Consider the following 18,619-nt stretch of genomic DNA (forward strand, 5'->3'; position numbering starts at 1 on the left):
CCGACCGTTGTGGTTCCGTTGGCCAGCGCCGGCAAACGAGGGAGCGTGTGAGATGGATTTCGACGTCACGGTTGAGATCCCCAAGGGTCACCGCAACAAGTACGAGGTGGACCACGCGACCGGCCGGATCCGGCTGGACCGGACCCTCTTCACGTCGACCCAGTACCCGGCGGACTACGGTTTCATCGAAGGCACCCTGGGTGAGGACGGCGACCCACTCGACGCTCTGGTGCTGGTACCCGAACCCACGTTTCCAGGTTGCCTCATCCGGTGTCGGACGATCGGCATGTTCCGGATGACGGACGAGAAGGGCGGCGACGACAAGGTCCTCTGCGTGCCGTACGAGGACCCGCGCCAGGAGCACCTGCGGGACATCCACCACCTCGGCGAGTTCGACCGGCTGGAGATCCAGCACTTCTTCGAGGTGTACAAGGACCTGGAGCCAGGCAAATCGGTCGAGGGCGCCACCTGGGTCGGTCGGACCGAGGCGGAGGCGGAGATCCGGACGTCCTTCCGCCGGCACCAGGAAGCGGTCGAACGGGGCGAGTCGCCGCACTGAACCCCGGCAGCGCAGCAACCGGCCGGTGGCACCCCTCAGGGGCCACCGGCCGATTTCGTCGGTCATGACGTCCGGCCACCGCCGGGACCGGGCGCGGGTCAGCCCACCGCCGGGACGGGACGCGGTCCGCCCATCGCCGTGCTGGGCACGCGGGTCAGCCGAGCAGGCCGCGGGCCTGGGCGTACAGGCCGAGCACCGCGCAGGCCACCGGGACCACCGCGATCACCATCAGGGTGTCGATGATGTCGGCGGTCCGGCCCAGGTAGGGCCCGGGCTCCCGCTTCGAGTACGTCGCGCCGGCCCCGATCACCACCAGGGCGAGCACCAGGCCGCCGGCGGTGAGCAGCAGCAGGCCGGTCTCCTGCATCCGGAACAGCAGGGCGATCCCGAGCACCACCGCGGAGCCGATCCCGGCCGCCATCAGCGGTACCCGTTGCCGGACCGTGACGAAGAGCCGGGACCGCAGCAGTAGGGCCGCCGCCGAGACCGCGACCATCAGCCGGCCGGAGAACCCGCCCGCGACCACCAGCACCAGCGCCGCCACCACGGCGAGTATGGCGTGCCCGACCAGCATCCCGGTGAGCATCTCCTCGGTGCGGGCGACCGCCGCGAAGACCCGCCCCCGGTCCGGTCGCTCCCGCACGCCGCTCGGCAGCGGGGTCGAGGCCGTGAAGCCCTCCGCCGCCTCGGCGCCGGTGGGCAGCGTGATCGGCGGCATCGGCAGCTTGCCGAACCGGATCGCCAGCAGCGGCAGCATGCCGATCGCGCAGACCAGCGCGGCCATCAGGATCGCGGCCGACCCGGCCGCCGAGAGCAGGAATCCGACCAGCGCGGTCAGCGCGCCGAGCAGCCCGACCGAGACACCGGCGGCGAAGACCCGCAGCCCGGCGGCGACCCCGACCATGCCGAGCACCGCGATCAGCAGCAGCGCGACCGACCCGGCCAGCGCCTCCGGCGCACCGAGCCAGCCGATCCACCCGACCACGCCCACCGGATCGCCGGAGGCGACCAGCAGGGCACCGCCGAAGAAGGCGAACGGCATCGCGTACCCGCCGAGGGCGGCACCGGCGGTGGCGTCCCCGTACGCCCGGGAGGCCACCACCGCGCTCAGCGCGAGCAGTACGGCCGCACCGAGCGCGACGAAGGCACCGAACTCCCACAGCGTGCCGCCGGCGATCACCGCGAGCAGGCAGACGGCGAGCAGGGCGCCCGCCGCGCCCAGCGTGCCGATCCGGGTGTTCCGCCCGGCCCACGCGCTGCCCCGGCGCCTCGCCCCGTCGGCGATCGCCTCCACCACGTCGTCGTACTCCAGCTCCGGCCACTGCGCCCGGGCCGGCACCAGATGCAGCACGTCGCCGTCGCGTACCCCTTGCGGCAGCAGGGCCTTGCCGGCCGCCAGCGGTTCGCCGTCGGTACGGCGCAGCAACCACCCGCCGTGCTTCTCGCCGTCGTCGGCCAGCCCTTCGCCGGCATGCCGGAGAACCTCGGGCAGGAGTTCGGCCAGCGGCAGGTGTTCGGGCAGCGCGACGTCCACCCGTCGTTGCGGCGCGCTGATCGTGACGCGGGCGAGCCCGGTACTCATCGACAGTCCTCCATCGAAGGGGCAACCCATGGCTGCGCGGACGACCGCACTTTACCTAGGATGGGTCACACTCGTCCGACCGAGCGCGATGACATTTGCGACGCGGGGGCGTCGGATGGCCCGCCGGACGGCCAACTGCTCCGCCGGTGCGGCCTTAGGGGAGGTCTCTCACATGGACACGGGTAGCCAGGCCCGGAGCGGCGGCCACCGCGCCGGACGCGCCCCGGAGCTCGTCGTACGGCCGGGTGGCGGCCGGTCCGGGCAGGTGGGCACCGATCGGCGGGACAGCGCGGACCGACCGGCGGGAGGCGACCGATGAGCACCGTCGTCATCAAGCGCCCGCCGCGCCGACCGGCGCCGGACATCCCGACCGGCGAACTCGCCGTCGAGGCACCGCCGGAGATTCCGCAGGCGACCGGCGGCAAGTGGCAGCAGATCATGATGGTGCTGCCGATGCTCGGCGGCTCCGTCGCGATGGCCATGATGTTCGGCCGGGGCGGCGGCGCCTACTCCTACGTCGTCGGCGCGATGTTCGGCGTCTCCTCGCTCGCCATGGTGGCGTCCTCCTGGGGCAGCGCCTCCGGTTCGCCGAAGAAGTCGGAGATGATGCAGGCCCGCCGGGAATACCTGCGGCACCTGGCCACGCTCCGGCGCCGGGTCCGGGAGACCGCGTCGAAGCAGCGGGCCGGCCTCTTCTACCGGCATCCCGACCCGGCCCAGCTCTGGTCCACCGTGGGCAGTTACCGGGTCTGGGAACGGCGCCCCAGCGACGGCGACTTCGGTGTCGTCCGGGTCGCGGTCGGCCCGCAGACCCTGGCCACCCCGCTGGTGCCGCCGGTGACCCGGCCGCTGGAGGACCTGGAGCCGATGACCGCCGGTGCACTGCGCCGGTTCCTCGACGCGTACTCGGTGGTGCCGGACCTGCCGGTGGCGCTCTCCATCCGGGGCTTCGCCCGGGTTTTCGTCCGCAACGCGCCCAGCCAGCGCGACCAGTCCCGCGAGCCGGCCGGCGGCGACCCGCAGGCGCTGGCCCGGGCGGTGCTCACCCAGCTCTCGGTCTTCCACGCCCCCGAGGAGCTGCTGATCGCGATCTGCGCCGGCCCGGAGCGCCGGGCCCGGTGGGAGTGGGCCAAGTGGCTGCCGCACGCGCACCACCCGACCGCCGTCGACGCGCTCGGCCCGGTACGCCTGGTGGCCAGCTCCGCGGTCGAGCTGGAGAAGCTGATCGACGACGTGGTCGGCAACCGCTCCCGGTTCAGCCTCTCCGGCCCGGCGACCGACGGCCCGCACGTGGTGATCGTGCTCGACGGCGGCGACCTCAACGGCGCCAGCTATCTCGCCGGGGACAGCGGCATCGACGCGGTGACCATCATCGACCTGGACAGTCCGCCGCCACGGCTGCTGGACCGGGCCATGCTGGTGCTGGAGACCGACGGCAGCCGGCTGAACACCTACTCGATGGACGGGCAGGCCGAGGTCGGCACCCCCGACCGGCTCAGCGTCGAGGAGGCCGAGGCGGTCGCCCGCCGGCTCGCCCCGCTGCGGCTCGCCGCCGCGCAGAAGGGCTCCTCGGACGACTCGCTGGTCAAGGAGATGACCCTGGGCGAGCTGCTCGGGGTCGGCGACCCGGAGAACTTCAGCACCGTGCAGGGCTGGGCGCCCCGGCCCAACCGGGACAAGCTGCGGGTGCCGATCGGCGTCGGCGGCGACGGCGGCGTGGTCGACCTCGACCTCAAGGAGTCCGCACAGGACGGTATGGGGCCGCACGGCCTGCTCATCGGCGCCACCGGTTCCGGAAAGTCCGAGCTGCTGCGTACCCTCGTGCTCGGGTTGGCGGCGACGCACTCGTCCGAGGCGCTCAACTTCGTACTTGTCGACTTCAAGGGTGGCGCGACCTTCGCCTCGCTGGACCGGCTGCCGCACACCGCCGCCGTGATCACCAACCTCGCCGACGAGCTGCCGCTGGTCGACCGGATGGTCGACGCCATCAACGGCGAAATGATCCGCCGGCAGGAGCTGCTGCGCAAGGCGGGCAACTACGCCAACCTGAAGGACTACGACAAGGCCCGCTCCGGCGGTGCCGCGCTGGCACCGCTGCCCTCGCTGCTGATCATCTGTGACGAGTTCTCCGAGCTGCTCAGCGCCAAGCCCGACTTCATCGACCTCTTCGTGCAGATCGGCCGGCTGGGCCGGTCGCTCGGGGTGCATCTGCTGCTCGCCTCGCAGCGGCTGGAGGAGGGCCGGCTGCGCGGGCTGGACACGCACCTGTCGTACCGGATCGGTCTGCGGACCTTCTCCGCGCTGGAGTCCCGGGCGGTGCTCGGGGTGCCGGACGCGTACGAGCTGCCCCGGGCCCCGGGGCACGGCTACCTGAAGTTCGGCACCGAGCCACTGGTCCGGTTCAAGGCGGCGTACGTTTCGGGGCCCTACCAGAAGGCCGCCGCGAGTGGGCCGGGCGCGCAGGGCTACACCGGTCCCCGGCTGCTGTCGTACTCGACGCACTTCGTGCCGGTGCCGAAACCGGTGGTGCAGGCCGCCCCCAAGCCGGCCCCGGAGGACCCGGCCGCGCAGAGCCTGCTCGACGTGATGGTCTCCCGGCTGGTCGGCCAGGGCCCGCCGGCCCACCAGGTGTGGCTGCCGCCGCTGTCCCAGGCCCCGGCGCTGGACGAGATCCTCGGCCCGGTGATCACCGACCCGGCGCGCGGGCTCACCTTCGGCAACCCCGAGCTGCACGGCGCGCTCCAGGTGCCGGTCGCGATGATCGACAAGCCGTTCGAGCAGCGGCGTGACCTGCTCTGGCTCTCCCTGGAAGGCGGCGCCGGGCACGTGGCGGTGGCCGGCGGTCCGCAGTCCGGCAAGTCGAGCCTGCTGCGCACCCTGATCTGCGGGCTGGCGCTCACCCACACCCCGGCCGAGGTGCAGGTCTACTGCCTCGACTTCGGTGGTGGCTCGCTCGCCGCACTGCGCGACCTGCCGCACGTCGGCGGGGTCGCCGGGCGCTCCGAGGCGGCGGCGGTGCGGCGTACCGTCGGCGAGATCTCCACCCTGCTCAACGAGCGCGAGCAGCGCTTCGCCGAGCTGGGCGTGGAGTCGATGCCGGCGTACCGGAAGCGGCGGGCCTCGGCCGGCGGCGTCGGGGTCGGCGCGGACCCGTTCGGTGACGTGTTCCTGGTCATCGACGGCTGGCCCACCCTGCGCGGCGAGTACGACGACCTGGAGCCCCTGGTCACCGACATCGCCACCCGCGGCCTCTCGTACGGCGTGCACGTGGTCGCGGCGGCGCCCCGCTGGATGGACTTCCGGCCGGCGATCCGCGACCTGTTCGGCTCCCGGCTGGAGCTGCGGCTCGGTGACCCCACCGACTCGATCGTCTCCCGCAAGGCGGCGGTGAACGTGCCGGAGAAGTCGCCGGGTCGCGGCATCACCGCCGAGAGCCTGCACTTCCTGACCGTGCTGCCGGAGCTGTCCAGCCTCGGCGGCGGGCAGACCCAGGCTCTGGTCAAGGCGGTCGCGGGCAACTGGAGCGGCGCACCGGCCCCCCGGGTCCGGCTGCTCCCGCCGGTGCTGCCCTACGCCGACCTGGACGTCGCCGGTGCGGCCGGCCTGCGGCTGCCGATCGGCATCTCCGAGGCCGACCTCCAGCAGGTGTCGATCGACTTCGCCTCCGAGCCGCACTTCCTGCTCTTCGGCGACGCCGAGTGCGGCAAGTCGTCCTTCCTGCGGGCGCTGGCCACCTCGATCACCAGCCGGTACACCCCGGAGCAGGCCCGGATCATCCTGGTCGACTTCCGGCGCAGCCTGCTGGGCGTGATCCAGTCCGACCACCTGATCGGGTACGGCACCGCCGCCCAGGCGACCAGTGAGCTGATCGAGTCGGTCGCCGGCTACATGCAACGCCGGCTGCCCGGGCCGGACGTCACCCCGCAGCAGTTGCGGGACCGCTCCTGGTGGACCGGGCCGGAGCTGTTCGTACTCGTCGACGACTACGACCTGGTCGCCACCGGCCCGAACAACCCGCTGCTGCCGCTGGTGGAATATCTCCCCCAGGCCCGGGACGTCGGTCTGCACCTGGTGCTGACCCGGCGTTCGGGTGGCGCCTCCCGGTCGCTCTACGAGCCGATCATCCAGCGCCTCCGGGAACTCTCCTCCCCCGGTCTGGTGATGTCCGGCAGCAAGGACGAGGGCGCCCTGATCGGCTCGGTACGCCCCGGCCCGATGCCGCCCGGCCGGGGCCGGCTGGTGACCCGGAAGGAAGGCATCCGGCTGGTGCAGCTCGCCTACCTCCCGTCGACCTGACCCTTTTCCGAGCCCGAGGGCCCGGCCGACCTGATCACCAGGGCGGCCGGGCCCTCGGTCTCGGGGCGGTGGACAGTGGATCTCAGATCGGTTGCAAAGTTTCGCCACGCGACGGGGGTGAAACGGGGTAACCTCCGTGCATCATGTGTCCCCCGGGGTGAAATGACCATGCTGTGACCAGGCTGCCGCATATACACCAGAGTGCTGTCGCCCGGGTCGCCGGAGCGGCGTTGCTCGCCACGGCCGGGGTCGCCGGAGCGCTGTTCGGTCCGCGTCCGGCGCCGGCGACGGCCGCCGTGCCGGCGCCGCCGGTCAGCCTGCCCGTGCTGGCCGACTCGGTGCGCAACGAGCAGTGGCAGTTGGACGAGTTCGACGCCAAGGCGGTCTGGAAGGTCGCCACCGGCAAGGGCGTCACGGTTGCCGTGGTCGACTCCGGGGTCGACGCCTCGCACGCGGACCTCGCCGGGCAGGTGCTGCCCGGCATCGACCTGGTCGCGGGGAGCGGCAACGGGCAGACCGACCCGGTCGGGCACGGCACCACCGTCGCCGCACTGATCGCCGGACGCAACGACGACACCCGGGGCGTGGCGGGACTCGCCCCCAAGGCCAAGATCCTGCCGGTCCGGGTGCTCGACGAGGAGAACCGCTACGACGACGCCCTGATCGTGGCGAAGGGCGTCCGGTGGGCGGTCGACAACGGCGCCCAGGTGGTGAACCTGTCGCTCGGCGGCACCGGGGAGAGTCCCGCGCTCGCCGCCGCCCTCGACTACGCCTTCGCCCGGGACGTGGTCGTCGTCGCCTGCACCGGCAATCTGGGATCGTCCGCCGGCAAACGGGTCTGGTATCCGGCCCGCGAGCCGGGTGTGGTCGCGGTGGCGGGCCTGGAACGCGAGAGCGACGCGCTCTGGTCCGGCTCGATCACCGGCCCCGAGACCGTGCTCTCCGCCCCGGCCACCGGGCTGACCGGCGCCCGGCCGGGTGGTTTCTGGCGGGTCCAGGGCACCAGCTTCGCCTCGCCACTGGTGGCCGCGGCGGCGGCCCTGGTCAGGTCACACTGGCCGAAGATGTCCGCCGGGGACGTGGTCAACCGGCTGATCAACACCGCCCGGGACGTCGGGCCGTCCGGCCGGGACGACCGGTTCGGCTTCGGCGTCGTCGACCCGGTCGCCGCGTTGAACGGCGAGGTGTCGAGCGTACGGGCCAATCCGCTGGACGACGGCGCGGCGCCGCCCGGCGTCGCCGGCTTCGGCTCGGCGCCCGGTCAGGAGTCGACGCCCGCACCGCCCAGCGACGGAGCGGAGACCGTGGGCACGGCGGCGTCCGGCCGCTCGGCCGACTGGACCGCCCAGGCGGCGGGCGACCAGGTCAGCCATCCACTGCCCAGGCTGTGGAGCGGCGGCGGCGTCCTCTTCCTGCTGGTCGTCGCCGGGGCGGTGCTGGTGGTCCGGCGCCGGTTCCACCGCGACCGCCCCTGACACCACCCGGTCGGCGCCATTCCGCCGCCGATCCCCGTCACTGTCAGGCTTCGCCGCCGGTCCCAGCACGGTTTCCCCGCCGCCGATCCCACCAGGTTCAGGTGCAGGCGCCGGTGTTGGTGACCCGGGTCCGTTCCAGCCCGGTGCTGGCGGTGGAGCGCGCCTCATCGGCCGTCACCGCGAAGCCGGTGTTCGGGTCGTCGGCCGCCGCCGCGAAGATCACCCCGAGCACCTGGCCGTCCGGGGCCACCAGCGGGCCGCCCGAGTTGCCGCTGCGGACCAGACCCCGGATCGTGTAGATCTCCCGGTTGACCCGGCCCGACTCGTAGATGTCCGGACCGGCGATCTCGCCGACGTCGCGAATCCGGGCCGGCTGGGCGTTGTAGGGCCCGTCCAGCGGGAAGCCGAGCACGATGGCGTCGTCCTCGATCGCCGCCTCACCGGTGGCGAACCGCATCACCGGGGCAGACATCTCCGGCACGTAGAGCACCGCCAGGTCGCGGTCCGGGTCGTAGACGACCACCCGGGCGCTGTGCCGCTCGCCGGCCACCTCGACCTGGACGCTCCGGGTACCGGCCACCACGTGCGCGTTGGTCATCACCCGGTTCTCCGCGTACACGAAACCGGAGCCCTCGATCCGGCGGGAGCAACTGGGGGCGTTGCCGAGCACCTTGACGACCGAGCGTCGCCCGTTCACCACCACCTGCGAGCCGGCCAGTGCCGGGTCGGGCGAGGCCACCTCGCGGGACCGGGTCGGGGTCAGCCCGCCGAACACGTCCGGGAAGCCGTTGGTGTCGACCGTGTCGCGCAGCGCCTCGGAGAGTGCCTGCGCCTCCGGCGGCAGGACCCGGTCCACCACGGTCAGCAGCGCACTGTTGCGGACCGCGCTGGCCAGCCAGGGCAGCGAGGAGGAGGCCAGCGGGACGGCCACCAGCCAGGCCACCAGGAGTACGGCGAACAGCGAGACCAGCGCCCCGCCGACGTCGTCGGCCGTCCGGCCTGCCTGGCTGGTGATGGCGTGCCGCAGGTGCGAACCGAGCCAGCCGGCGAGAGCCTGACCGAGCACCGCCAGGCCGAAGATCGAGACCAGCGCGACCACGACCCGGGTCGAGTTGCTGGTGAACTGCTCCGCGAGCAGCGGACCGACCTGCAACCCGATCAGGGCGCCGCCGAAGAAGCCGGTGAAGGAGAGCAGACCGATGACGAATCCCTGCCGGTAGCCGCTGATCGCGAACAGCAACATGAGCAGGATCAGAACGACATCCACCACCGACACCCGTTCAGGGTACGGGGGAGACCTGGAAATGGCCTGGGCCACCGGCGCTTACCGTCGAATCGGTTTCCGTACCTCCCGCCGCGAGCCTTCCGCGAGCCTTCCGCGAGCGCCGTCGTCCAGGGCCGGGCGCCCGGTCAGGAGGGTGTTGCCGGCCCGGTCAGCTCGTCCGCCGTGTCGGGTTCCCCGGCGCTGGGTGCGGGGCTCGGGGGCGGGCTCGTCGGAGGAAGGTCCAGTATCCGGTCCTGCGGCCAGGGCCTCGCCCAGCCGGCCATCTCCAGCAGTGTGGCGAGCACCCCGGCCGTGAAGCCCCAGACCAGCATGCCCCGGGACTGAAAGGCCGGGCCGATCCAGCCGCTGGGGTGGCGTACCCGGACCCGGTTGGCCGGGTCGACGAGCTCGGCGATCGGCAACCGGGCGACGTGTGCCACCTCGGCCGGCTCGCGGGAGTGCACCGGATGGGGCCGGTGCCACCAGGCGAGTACCGGGGTGACCACGAAGTCGCTGACCGGAATCCACAGCCGGGGCAGTTGGGCCAGCACGGTGACGCTGGTCGGGTCGAGGCCGACCTCCTCGTGCGCCTCCCGCAGCGCGGTCGCCGCCGCGTCCTCGTCGTCCGGGTCGCAGGCCCCGCCCGGAAAGGCCGGCTGCCCGGCGTGGGTACGCAGGGTCGCGGCCCGTTGCAGGATCAACACGTCGAGCCCGTGCTCCGGCTGCTCGCCGAGGAGCACGAGTACGGCGCTGGCCCGTCCGCCGTCGGCGGGGGTGCGTACCCGGGTGAAGTCCTCGGTACGCGCCGACCGGACCCGGGTGAGCAGCGGCTCGCACCACGTCGGAAGTTCGTACTCGGTCACGACGGCACCGCCACCCCCAGGTGCCGGCGGACCAGCGTGGCCAGCTCGGCATCGTCGAGGGCACCCGTCTCGTCCCGGTGCCGGATCCGCCCCTCGGCGTCCACCAGGAGCGTGACCGGCAGCACGGCCCGGCCGCCCAGCTCGGTCAGCAGCCTCTTGTCGCGGTCGTAGAGGTTGGGAAACTCCAGTCCGAAGTCCTCGCCGATCGACTGGGCGGCGGGCCGGGCATCCCCGCTGTTCACTCCGACCACCCGGAGCCGGTCGCCGGCCCGTTCGGCGAGCCGCTGGAAGGCGGGCAGCTCCTTCCGGCAGGGCGGGCACCACGAGGCCCACAGGTTGACCACGGCCGGCCCGCGCAGCTCGCCGACGGCGACCTCGCCGCCCCCGACGAAGCAGGGCAGGCTCAGCGCCGGCAACAACCGCCCCGACCCGGGTGTCGGGCCGGCCGGGCCGCTGGGCGCGGCGACCGGGGCGGTCAGGACGGCGCAGTCGGCGAAGGCGGCCGTGGTGGCGCTCTCCTCCGCGCCCGGCGCCGCGCCGGCCTCCGGCTCCGCGTCCGGTCCGGTGCAGGCGGCGGCGAGCAACACCAGTGCCAGCAGTGGCCCGCCCAGTCCCAGCCGCTTCACGGGGTGTCGCCGACGGCGGCGGTCGCCGGCACCAGGTCGGGATCGACCCCCGCCTGCACCGCCAGCTCGCGGGCCCGAGGGCCCTTGAGCAGTTTCGCGGCGGCGGCCGGGTCGGTCGGGCCGAGGCCGTAGGAGGGACAGAGCCGGGCCAGGGTGCAGGCGCCGCAGGCGGGCTTGCGGGCGTGGCAGACCCGCCGGCCGTGGAAGATCACCCGATGCGAGAGCATCGTCCAGTCGCGCCGCTCGAACAGTGCGCCGACGGCATGCTCGATCTTGACGGGGTCGGTCTCGGTGGTCAGCTCCCACCGGTGCACCAACCGGTCGAAGTGGGTGTCGACGGTTATCCCCGGCACCCCGAAGGCGTTGCCGAGGATGACGTTGGCGGTCTTGCGACCGATCCCGGGCAGGGTCACCAGGTCGGCCATCCGGCGGGGCACCTGGCCGTCGTACCGCTCGACGAGCTGGCGGCCGAGGTTGATCAAGGAGTTGGTCTTGTTCCGGAAGAAGCCGGTGGGCCGGATCATCTCCTCCAGCTCGGCCCGGTCCGCCCCGGCATAGTCGGCCGCGGTCGGATAGCGGGCGAACAGCTTCGGCGTCACCTCGTTGACCCGCTGGTCGGTGCACTGCGCCGAGAGGATGGTCGCCACGGCCAGTTGCAGCGGTCCCTGGTGGTTGAGCTCGCAGTGGGCGTCCGGGTGCGTCTCGGTCAGCACCCGGCCGATCCGCCGGGCCCGTCGCTTGCGGCCGAGATCGGATTCGACGGTACGCCGGGTCGGCCGGACCGCCCGGATCGCCCGGGTCGCCTCGCCGGGCGTGACTGCGACTCCGGTCTGCGCGGAGTCGTCTCTGGCACTCACGCCGGCCAGCCTACGTCGCGGCGCCGACATCGACGCCGGGGAGCCCGACCCGGCCGAACCCTGGGAAGCCCGCCCGCCCCGAAGGCAGCCGGCCCGCTGCCCCGCCTCGACTCGCGACGCCCGGCTCTCGGCTCGCGACGCCCCCGTCTCAGGTCGCGACGCCCCCGTCTCAGGTCGCGGCGCTCGGGTCTCAGCTCGCGGCGGCCGGCGGCGTGATCTTGCCGTCGGCGGCCACCCGGGCGCCGGTCTTCGGGAAGTCAGATTTGCACAGGTCCCGGACCAGCCCGGCGGCCCGACGCTGCGAGTCCATCGTCGGCTGGCCCGAGCCGTTCATGTACGTCGAGATGAGCTGCCCGCCCGCCCACTCGCCCTCGGCGGTCAGCGAGACCTTGAGCACGGCTCCCCAGCCGAGCCGGCCGTTGTTGCTGAGCGTCCCCCCGCCACCGGCGAAATTGCCGAGGCTGTACGCGATCAGCCGGCCCTTGTAGAACTCCAGCGCCCGCATCACGTGCGGCCCGTGCCCCACCACCAGGTCGGCGCCGGCGTCGATCATCGAGTGCGAGAACTTGATCGGGTCGCCCCGGTTCTCGCCCAGGAACATCTCGGTGCCCGGCCGGACCCGGGTCTTCTCCGAACCCTCGCCACCCATGTGCACCTGCACGACGACCAGGTCCGCCATGGTGGCGGCCTTCTGGATCACCTTCTTCGCCGAACTGATGTTGATCAGGCTGTTGGACCAGGCGTACGACGAGAAGCCGGCCACCGCCACCTTGACGCCCTCGACGTCGACCACGGTGATCTGGTTGGGCGCGCCGGTGTGCTGGAGGTCGTATTTCTCCAGGGCCTCCTGGGTGTTCTCGTAGCCGGCCTCGCCGTAGTCGTACCCGTGGTTGTTGGCCTGGTTGAGCAGCTCGAAGCCGGCCTCCTTGAGGTGCGCCGCGTACGACGGCGGGGCCCGGAACTGGTGACAGCGGGTGGAGTTGGCGCCGCACTTGGAGGTGCCGGTGTCGTCGGTCAGCGGCTCTTCGAGGTTGCCCATCACCAGGTCGGCGGCGAGCGCCTTCTTGACCGAGTTGAAGAACCCCTTGCCACCGTTGGCCGGCAGCCGTCCGGGGGCGTTGCCCATCACGATGTCGCCGGTGGCGGACATGGAGATGACCTTGGGCGCCGGCTCCCCGGTCGGGGACGGGTCGGCGGAGGCGGAGCCGGCGGCGCTCGGCGCGGCCTGCGGCCCGGCCGGGTCGTCGCCGCCGAGCATGTCGAAGGCGGCCACTCCGGCCACCCCCGTGCCGAGGAGCACGGCGAGGACCGCGGTCACGACGAGGGCGGTCCGGCCGGCGCTGCGAGGCGCCCGGCGGGACTTGGGGGTGGTCGGTTCGGTCTCGTACATCGCCCGGTGACAGTACCGGGATCGGGCGACCGGGGCGACCGTCGACCGGCCGATGTTGCCGCACCGCCGGCCGATGTTGCCGCACCGCCTGTCGGGACTTCCCCGAGGGTCACCTACGGCCGGTCCTCGACCCGCGTTCGGTCGGCTACACCGGCGCCGTCACTTCAGGGTGACGGTGCCGGTGTTGCGGGTGTCGCGACGCTCGAACGCCGCCTTCCGGCCGTCGTCCTCGGTGACGGTGGCCCGGGTCCGGTAGGTCACCGACAGCTTCCGGGTCTTCGCCGGTACCCGGAACGCCTCGGACCAGGTGACCGGAACCGTCAGCGTCGAACCCGGCGCCTGGAAGTTGGGCACCGTCAGCGTCGTACCGGCCGGGACCCGGAGCACCTGTCCAGCGGCGGTCCGGATGGTCAGGCTCCGGGACAGATCAATCTTGAACTTGACCCGGGTGGGGTTGGCATGGAGTTTCACGCTGACGTACGCCCAGAGGGCGCCGTCCGGGGCCGCGCCCCGCTTCTGGTCGTACCGGCGCAGTTCGACCTCGACGTCGACGTCGATCAGCGCGTCCCAACCCAGGCCCGGATCCCGGCGGGCGACGGTGACATAGTCGGCCAGTCGGACGGAACCCGAGACGACCGGCCGGTCCGCCCCGGGTGGGGCCGACGTCGGCGTCAGCGGCTTCGGCGACGGTCCGACGAGCTTGCCGGTACGGATGCTGATCGACTGGGTCTGCCCGCCCTCGGTGACGGCGAGGGTGGCGTCCGCCCCCGCCGGTACGGACACCACGACCACCCGGTTCGGCAGCAGTGCCGTCTCGCCGAGCTTCCGGGGCTCGCCGTCCACCAGCACCGCCGCCTCCGGGAACCGGTTGGACAGCCGACGCTTGGGCTGCTCGGGCTCGGTCAGGTGGAGCATCAGGAACTCCCGGCCGTTACCGGCCAGCCAGGGCGCAGCCTGCGCCTGACCCCGCAGGCGCAGCTCCCGGACCGCCTCCTCGGTCAGCTCGCTCGCCACGCCGTACCGGCTCAGTGCCACCTCGTACTCCGCGCCGACGAGTACGGCGTTCTCGGGAAGTTCCCGTGACTCGATCTCCAGATCGCCGAACGGATCCGAGAGTCGGGACGTGCCCTCGGCGACGAAGGTGTCGGGGACCGGAAGCAGGCGCGGTTCGTCGCCACCGCCACAGCCGGCCGATCCGCCGGTCAGCGCGAAAATCAGCAGAATGCCGCCGAGTCGTCGCATCGAAACGCTCCCCCGTACCACGACGCCGTGTCAGCCAGATCGACGTGAGTCATCATGGCCTACGCAAGCCACCGCGGCAGCCCCGCCGGACACCCGACCCTTGTGGTCAGGACCGGATCCTCGACACATCGACCTCCGACGTGCCAGCACCTCGACGCGCCAGCATCTCGCCGCGCCAGCCATCACCTCGACGAGCCAGCCATCGGCTCCACGGGCAGGCCATCGGCTCCACGCGCCAGCCATCGGCTCCACGGGCAGGCCATCACCTCGACGAGCCAGCCGTCGGCTCCACGGGCAGGCCATCGGCTCCACGGGCAGGCCCATCGGACGGGTCATCGCCTCGACGGGCAGGGCATCGGCCCGACCCGCGATTTCCGCCGCGTGACGCAGCAGCGCTCAGCGCTGCGACCAGGGGACGGTCGGTCGAGCGCCGCCCTCACGTACTGCCCGGCAGGCGGCGCGGGCCAGCGGGGCACCCCAGCGCGACCGCGGGCCGCCGTACGGGGCGGCGCGGCCGTCCGCCGGGCAGAGCACGGTCACCGCGTCGGTGGCGGTACCGGTGGCCGGCAGGCCCAGCTCGCGCAGCGCCTGCGCCTTCGCCTCGGTAATCGTCGCGACGGCGTTCACCAGTGCGGCGTCGCCGAGCCGTTCCGGCAACAGCGCGACGATGTTGACCGTGCCAACGTGGTCCATCGCGCCAACGGGACCCACCGCGCCGACAGCCTCGGTTGCCGCACCACGCTCCAGCACCGCACCAGGCTCCAGTTCAGCACCAGGCTCCAGTTCAGCACCAGGCTCCAGTTCAGCACCAGTCTCCAGTTCAGCACCATGCGACGGTGCCGGGCCGGGGGTGTCGGCCGCCCAGATCGGGGCACCAAGACCGACGGTGGCCCAGATCCGGACACCGCCGTCGTCGGCGGTCACCACCTCGGCCACGTCCACCCCGGTGAGCAGTCCGACCCCGGGTCCGTGCAGGCCGAGCCGGTCGGCCAGCTCGCCGAGGTGGACGTCCGGGTCGTCCCGGCGGTACGACATCAGCACGGTCGCGTTGACCACCCAGTGTCGTACCCCGATCCCGCCGCCGAGCGGCCCGGAGCTGATCGCCAGCGCCGGTCGGTCGAGCCGCCACACCAGCACCGGGACCTCCCGCCCCTCCTCGGCACGGTGGGTCAACTCAAGTTCACCAAGCACCGACCGACTCTACGGTCCACCCCAAACCCTTCGTCGCCCCAGACAACCCTTTGGTCGCGGCCGGGCCCGACAACCGCCTGGACGTCCACCTGGACACCAGAGGCGTTACGAATGGTGGGTAACGCCTCTGGTGTCCAGGTCGCCACCAGACGTCGGCGATCCGGACCCGGGCGTGGGCCCTGGACTCGCCCGGGCGGACACAGCGGCCACCAAACCGGGCGTACCCCCGGGTTATCTGGGGTTACCCGCCCCGGCGCCAGATCAAGATTCCAGGGGTGCTCCTCCGATTACTCTTCACATGCGCCTAGACTTGGCGGCGCGCGCCGATCACCGGCCGGAACCCGGCCGCGGGCGGCTCGCGTGGGCGGAGGTGCGCGATGGACGAGGTGTTGGCTCGGAGCGGGATCTTCCAGGGCGTGGACCCCGAGGCTGCCGAGGCACTCGCGAAGGACATGGAGACGATCGAGGTCCGCAAGGGCGAGATCGTCTTTAACGAGGGCGAACCGGGCGACAGCCTTTATATCGTCCTGAGTGGCAAGATCAAGGTTGGTCGCCGGGCCGCTGACGGCCGGCAGAACCTGATCGCCGTGATGGGCCCGTCCGACATGGTCGGCGAGCTTTCGCTGTTCGACCCCGGCCCGCGTACGGCGACCGCCACCGCCGTGATCGACACCCGGCTCGCCCGGCTCCGCAAGCAGGCGCTGCGGCCGTGGCTGAACAACCGGCCGGAGATCGCCGAGCAGTTGCTCCGGGTACTCGCCCGCAGGCTGCGCCGGACGAACGACAATTTGGCCGACCTGATCTTCACCGACGTGCCCGGCCGGGTGGCGAAGAACCTGCTCCAGATGGCGGGCCGGTTCGGCACCCGGGACGGCGGCGTACTCCGGGTCACCCACGACCTGACCCAGGAGGAGATCGCCCAGCTCGTCGGCGCCTCCCGAGAGACCGTCAACAAGGCGCTGGCCGACTTCGCCTCGCGGGGCTGGCTGCGGCTGGACGGCAAGAGCATCATCATCCTCGACCCGGAGCGTCTGGCCCGCCGCGCCCGGGTCTGACCGACCGCGTCCGCCCTCGGTCCCGTACCACCACCGGGATGGTGCGGGGCTGATCCGCGTCCGCGGCGCACCGCGACCTCGCCAAGATCCTTGGCGAACTACGGTTCGCCGCACGCCCTCTTCTGCCAAGGTCCGAGACCGCCGGCAGCAGCGGCCGAGCCTTCGGCGGCCCGGATGTCCGTCCAGCATGCCGACGTGGGGCAGTCGACCCGGTCGACCGCCCCGGACGGTTACTCCCCGTCGATCTCGACGTCGAGGCCGACGTCCTCCAACGCGTCCTCAAGCTCGTCGAGATCTTCCTGGATCTCCTCTACGAGGTCGTCGAACATCCTGCTGACCCACCTTTCCACCGAGCGGGAGAACGCCTCGCGGACCGCGAAGCACAGATACCGTACTTTTCGTACAAAACGCCGTCAACCAACTCCGGGTTACCACGACGCCTCGGTTGCGTACGCCGAGTGTACGAAGTGGAATCGACAGAGCGGCGACGAAAAACAAGCAGTCTTGACTGTTTGTTTCTCACCCGGCAGGCTGTCCTCGTGTCCAGTACACCGACCCGTACCCCCCAGCGGGAACGCAGCCGGGCCACCCAGGCCCGGGTGCTGGAGGCCACTGTGGAGTGCCTGGTCGAGCGGGGTTGGTCCGGCACCACCACCACGGTGGTGGCGGCCCGGGCCGGCGTCTCCCGGGGCGCCCAACTGCACCACTACCCCACCAAGAGCACCCTGGTGATGGCCGCCGTCGAGCACCTGGCCGAGCGCCGGGCAGCGGAGATCCGGGCCGAGGCGGCCGGCCTGCCGGCCGGACCCGAGCGGCTCGACCGGGTCATCGACATGCTGGCCAGTGCGTTCACCGGCCCGCTCTTCGTCGCCGCCCTGGAGCTGTGGGTGGCCGGGCGGACCGATCCGGAACTGCGGGACGCGCTGGTGCCGCTGGAGGCCCGGGTCGGCCGCGAGATGCACCGGCTCACCGTCGACCTGCTCGGCGCCGACGAGCGGCAACCCGGGGTACGCGAGGCGATCCAGGCGACCCTCGACCTGCTCCGAGGGCTCGGGGTGGCCAACCTCCTCTCCGACGATTCGGCCCGGCGCGGCGCTCTGCTCGGCATCTGGAAACACCAACTCGCCTCGATCGTCGCCACCGCACACCCCTGACCCGCACCGCTACCTCACCGAGCCGCACCGCCACCCACCCGCACCGCCACGCCACCCACCCGCACCGCCACGCCACCCACCCGCACCGCCACGCCACCCACCCGCACCGCCACGCCACCCACCCGCACCGCCACGCCACCCGCACCGCCACGCCACCCACCCACCCACCCGCACCGAACGCACACGATCCGCGACCGGCAAGGAGGCCGCGCATGGTCGACCTGGACAGTCTGCTGACAGACCTGGCCGCCGAGTCGGCGGCGCTGGAGGCGCTGGTCGCGGAACTGCCCGAGGCGGACTGGGCCCGTCCCACACCCGCACCGGGCTGGACCGTCGCCCACCAGATCGCCCACCTCGCCTGGACCGACCACGTCGCCACGCTGGCCGCCACCGACATCGACGCGTTCGCCGAGTCGATCCGGCACGCGGCAGGCGATCCGCACGGCTTCATCGACCGGGGCGCGGCGGAGTTCCTGGCACCCGTACCCGAACTGCTGGACCGGTGGCGGGCAAGCCGGTCGGCCCTGGACCGGGCGCTGCGCGGCGTGCCGGCCGGGGTGAAGATGCCCTGGTACGGCACCCGGATGTCGGCCACCTCGATGGCCACCGCCCGGATCATGGAGACCTGGGCGCACGGCGAGGACGTCGCCGACACGCTCGGCGTCACCCGTACGCCGACCGCCCGGCTCCGGCACGTCGCCTACCTCGGTGCCCGTACCGTCGGACACGCCTTCGCCACGCGCGGCCGCCCGATCCCCGACGCAGCCGTACGGGTCGAGCTGACCGGGCCCGACGGTGAGTCCTGGCGGTTCGGGCCGGCCGACGCGGCGGACCGGGTCTCCGGGCCGGCACTGGACTTCTGCCTGCTGGTCACCCAGCGCCGCCACCACGCCGACCTGGCCCTGGTCGCGGTCGGGCCGGTCGCCACCGAGTGGCTCGGCATCGCCCAGGTCTTCGCCGGCCCACCCGGCCCCGGCCGCGAGCCGGGCGGACACCCCGATCCTGCTGAACACCGCCGGCCGGGCGGGGTGTCGTGATCGGTGCCCGCCCGGACGTGCTGCGGAT

General features: G+C 72.6%; 14 protein-coding genes. 6 read left to right on the forward strand and 8 right to left on the reverse strand.

The window, feature by feature from the left end:
- Positions 1-52 precede the first annotated feature (52 nt).
- Complete coding sequence (locus ACQEVC_RS07015; protein WP_107257365.1) at positions 53-559, forward strand: inorganic diphosphatase; 507 nt, start codon at positions 53-55, stop codon at positions 557-559.
- A 154-nt stretch (positions 560-713) separates the two neighbouring features.
- On the opposite strand, the gene eccD is transcribed toward ACQEVC_RS07015, so the two are convergent.
- Positions 714-2,141 carry a type VII secretion integral membrane protein EccD gene (gene eccD, locus ACQEVC_RS07020; RefSeq protein ID WP_432874323.1) on the reverse strand — a complete coding sequence of 476 codons (1,428 nt, stop codon included), beginning with the start codon at positions 2,139-2,141 and terminating at the stop codon, positions 714-716.
- A 315-nt stretch (positions 2,142-2,456) separates the two neighbouring features.
- Here eccD and eccCa point away from each other — a divergent pair, with 315 nt between their 5' ends.
- Together eccCa and mycP are read left to right on the forward strand one after the other, a co-directional pair.
- Positions 2,457-6,437, forward strand: a complete 3,981-nt coding sequence (gene eccCa, locus ACQEVC_RS07025) for a type VII secretion protein EccCa (protein ID WP_432874325.1) — start codon at positions 2,457-2,459, stop codon at positions 6,435-6,437.
- 182 nt (positions 6,438-6,619) lie between these two features.
- Positions 6,620-7,912, forward strand: a complete 1,293-nt coding sequence (mycP, locus tag ACQEVC_RS07030) for a type VII secretion-associated serine protease mycosin (RefSeq protein ID WP_432891108.1) — start codon at positions 6,620-6,622, stop codon at positions 7,910-7,912.
- Positions 7,913-8,009: 97 nt separating this feature from the next.
- On the opposite strand, the gene ACQEVC_RS07035 is transcribed toward mycP, so the two are convergent.
- From ACQEVC_RS07035 to ACQEVC_RS07065, 7 genes are all read right to left on the reverse strand, one after another.
- A complete protein-coding gene (locus ACQEVC_RS07035; protein WP_318396856.1) occupies positions 8,010-9,188 on the reverse strand; it encodes a MarP family serine protease in 1,179 nt (392 codons plus the stop codon).
- Positions 9,189-9,322: 134 nt separating this feature from the next.
- Positions 9,323-10,039, reverse strand: a complete 717-nt coding sequence (locus ACQEVC_RS07040) for an NUDIX hydrolase (RefSeq protein ID WP_432874327.1) — start codon at positions 10,037-10,039, stop codon at positions 9,323-9,325.
- Complete coding sequence (locus tag ACQEVC_RS07045) at positions 10,036-10,665, reverse strand: TlpA family protein disulfide reductase (protein ID WP_432874329.1); 630 nt, start codon at positions 10,663-10,665, stop codon at positions 10,036-10,038. Before ACQEVC_RS07045 ends, ACQEVC_RS07040 begins: the two co-directional genes overlap by 4 nt.
- A complete protein-coding gene (gene nth, locus ACQEVC_RS07050) occupies positions 10,662-11,456 on the reverse strand; it encodes an endonuclease III (RefSeq protein ID WP_432891111.1) in 795 nt (264 codons plus the stop codon). The genes ACQEVC_RS07045 and nth overlap by 4 nt, the downstream gene beginning before the upstream one ends.
- Positions 11,457-11,712: 256 nt before the next feature.
- Positions 11,713-12,912 (reverse strand): CapA family protein, encoded by a 1,200-nt coding sequence (locus ACQEVC_RS07055; RefSeq protein ID WP_432874331.1) that lies wholly within the window; start codon positions 12,910-12,912, stop codon positions 11,713-11,715.
- A 159-nt stretch (positions 12,913-13,071) separates the two neighbouring features.
- A complete protein-coding gene (locus ACQEVC_RS07060; RefSeq protein ID WP_432874333.1) occupies positions 13,072-14,154 on the reverse strand; it encodes a hypothetical protein in 1,083 nt (360 codons plus the stop codon).
- A gap of 396 nt (positions 14,155-14,550) precedes the next feature.
- Entirely contained in the window at positions 14,551-15,345 is a 795-nt protein-coding gene (locus ACQEVC_RS07065) for an adenosylcobinamide amidohydrolase (RefSeq protein ID WP_432874335.1), read from the reverse strand.
- Between the two features lie 377 nt (positions 15,346-15,722).
- Between ACQEVC_RS07065 and ACQEVC_RS07070 the strand changes: the two genes are divergently transcribed.
- The 3 genes from ACQEVC_RS07070 to ACQEVC_RS07080 all read left to right on the forward strand — a co-directional run bounded on the left by ACQEVC_RS07070 (position 15,723) and on the right by ACQEVC_RS07080 (position 18,591).
- A complete protein-coding gene (locus ACQEVC_RS07070; protein WP_192766500.1) occupies positions 15,723-16,400 on the forward strand; it encodes a Crp/Fnr family transcriptional regulator in 678 nt (225 codons plus the stop codon).
- Positions 16,401-16,939: 539 nt separating this feature from the next.
- On the forward strand, positions 16,940-17,554 hold the full coding sequence (locus ACQEVC_RS07075) for a TetR/AcrR family transcriptional regulator (protein WP_346259105.1): 615 nt from the start codon (positions 16,940-16,942) through the stop codon (positions 17,552-17,554).
- Between the two features lie 212 nt (positions 17,555-17,766).
- Positions 17,767-18,591: a TIGR03084 family metal-binding protein gene (locus ACQEVC_RS07080; RefSeq protein WP_432874338.1), complete on the forward strand. Its 825-nt coding sequence runs from the start codon at positions 17,767-17,769 to the stop codon at positions 18,589-18,591.
- The last annotated feature ends 28 nt before the right edge of the window (positions 18,592-18,619 follow it).

Source organism: Plantactinospora sp. CA-294935 (assembly GCF_050936445.1).
Classification (GTDB): domain Bacteria; phylum Actinomycetota; class Actinomycetes; order Mycobacteriales; family Micromonosporaceae; genus Plantactinospora.

Bases quoted from the DNA above. Each gene is read 5' to 3' on its own strand.
- ACQEVC_RS07015 (WP_107257365.1), top strand. From the start codon at position 53: ATGGATTTCGACGTCACGGTTGAGATCCCCAAGGGTCACCGCAACAAG.
- eccD (WP_432874323.1), bottom strand. From the start codon at position 2,141: ATGAGTACCGGGCTCGCCCGCGTCACGATCAGCGCGCCGCAACGACGG.
- ACQEVC_RS07055 (WP_432874331.1), bottom strand. From the start codon at position 12,912: ATGTACGAGACCGAACCGACCACCCCCAAGTCCCGCCGGGCGCCTCGC.
- ACQEVC_RS07070 (WP_192766500.1), top strand. From the start codon at position 15,723: ATGGACGAGGTGTTGGCTCGGAGCGGGATCTTCCAGGGCGTGGACCCC.
- eccCa (WP_432874325.1), top strand. From the start codon at position 2,457: ATGAGCACCGTCGTCATCAAGCGCCCGCCGCGCCGACCGGCGCCGGAC.
- ACQEVC_RS07080 (WP_432874338.1), top strand. From the start codon at position 17,767: ATGGTCGACCTGGACAGTCTGCTGACAGACCTGGCCGCCGAGTCGGCG.
- ACQEVC_RS07060 (WP_432874333.1), bottom strand. From the start codon at position 14,154: ATGCGACGACTCGGCGGCATTCTGCTGATTTTCGCGCTGACCGGCGGA.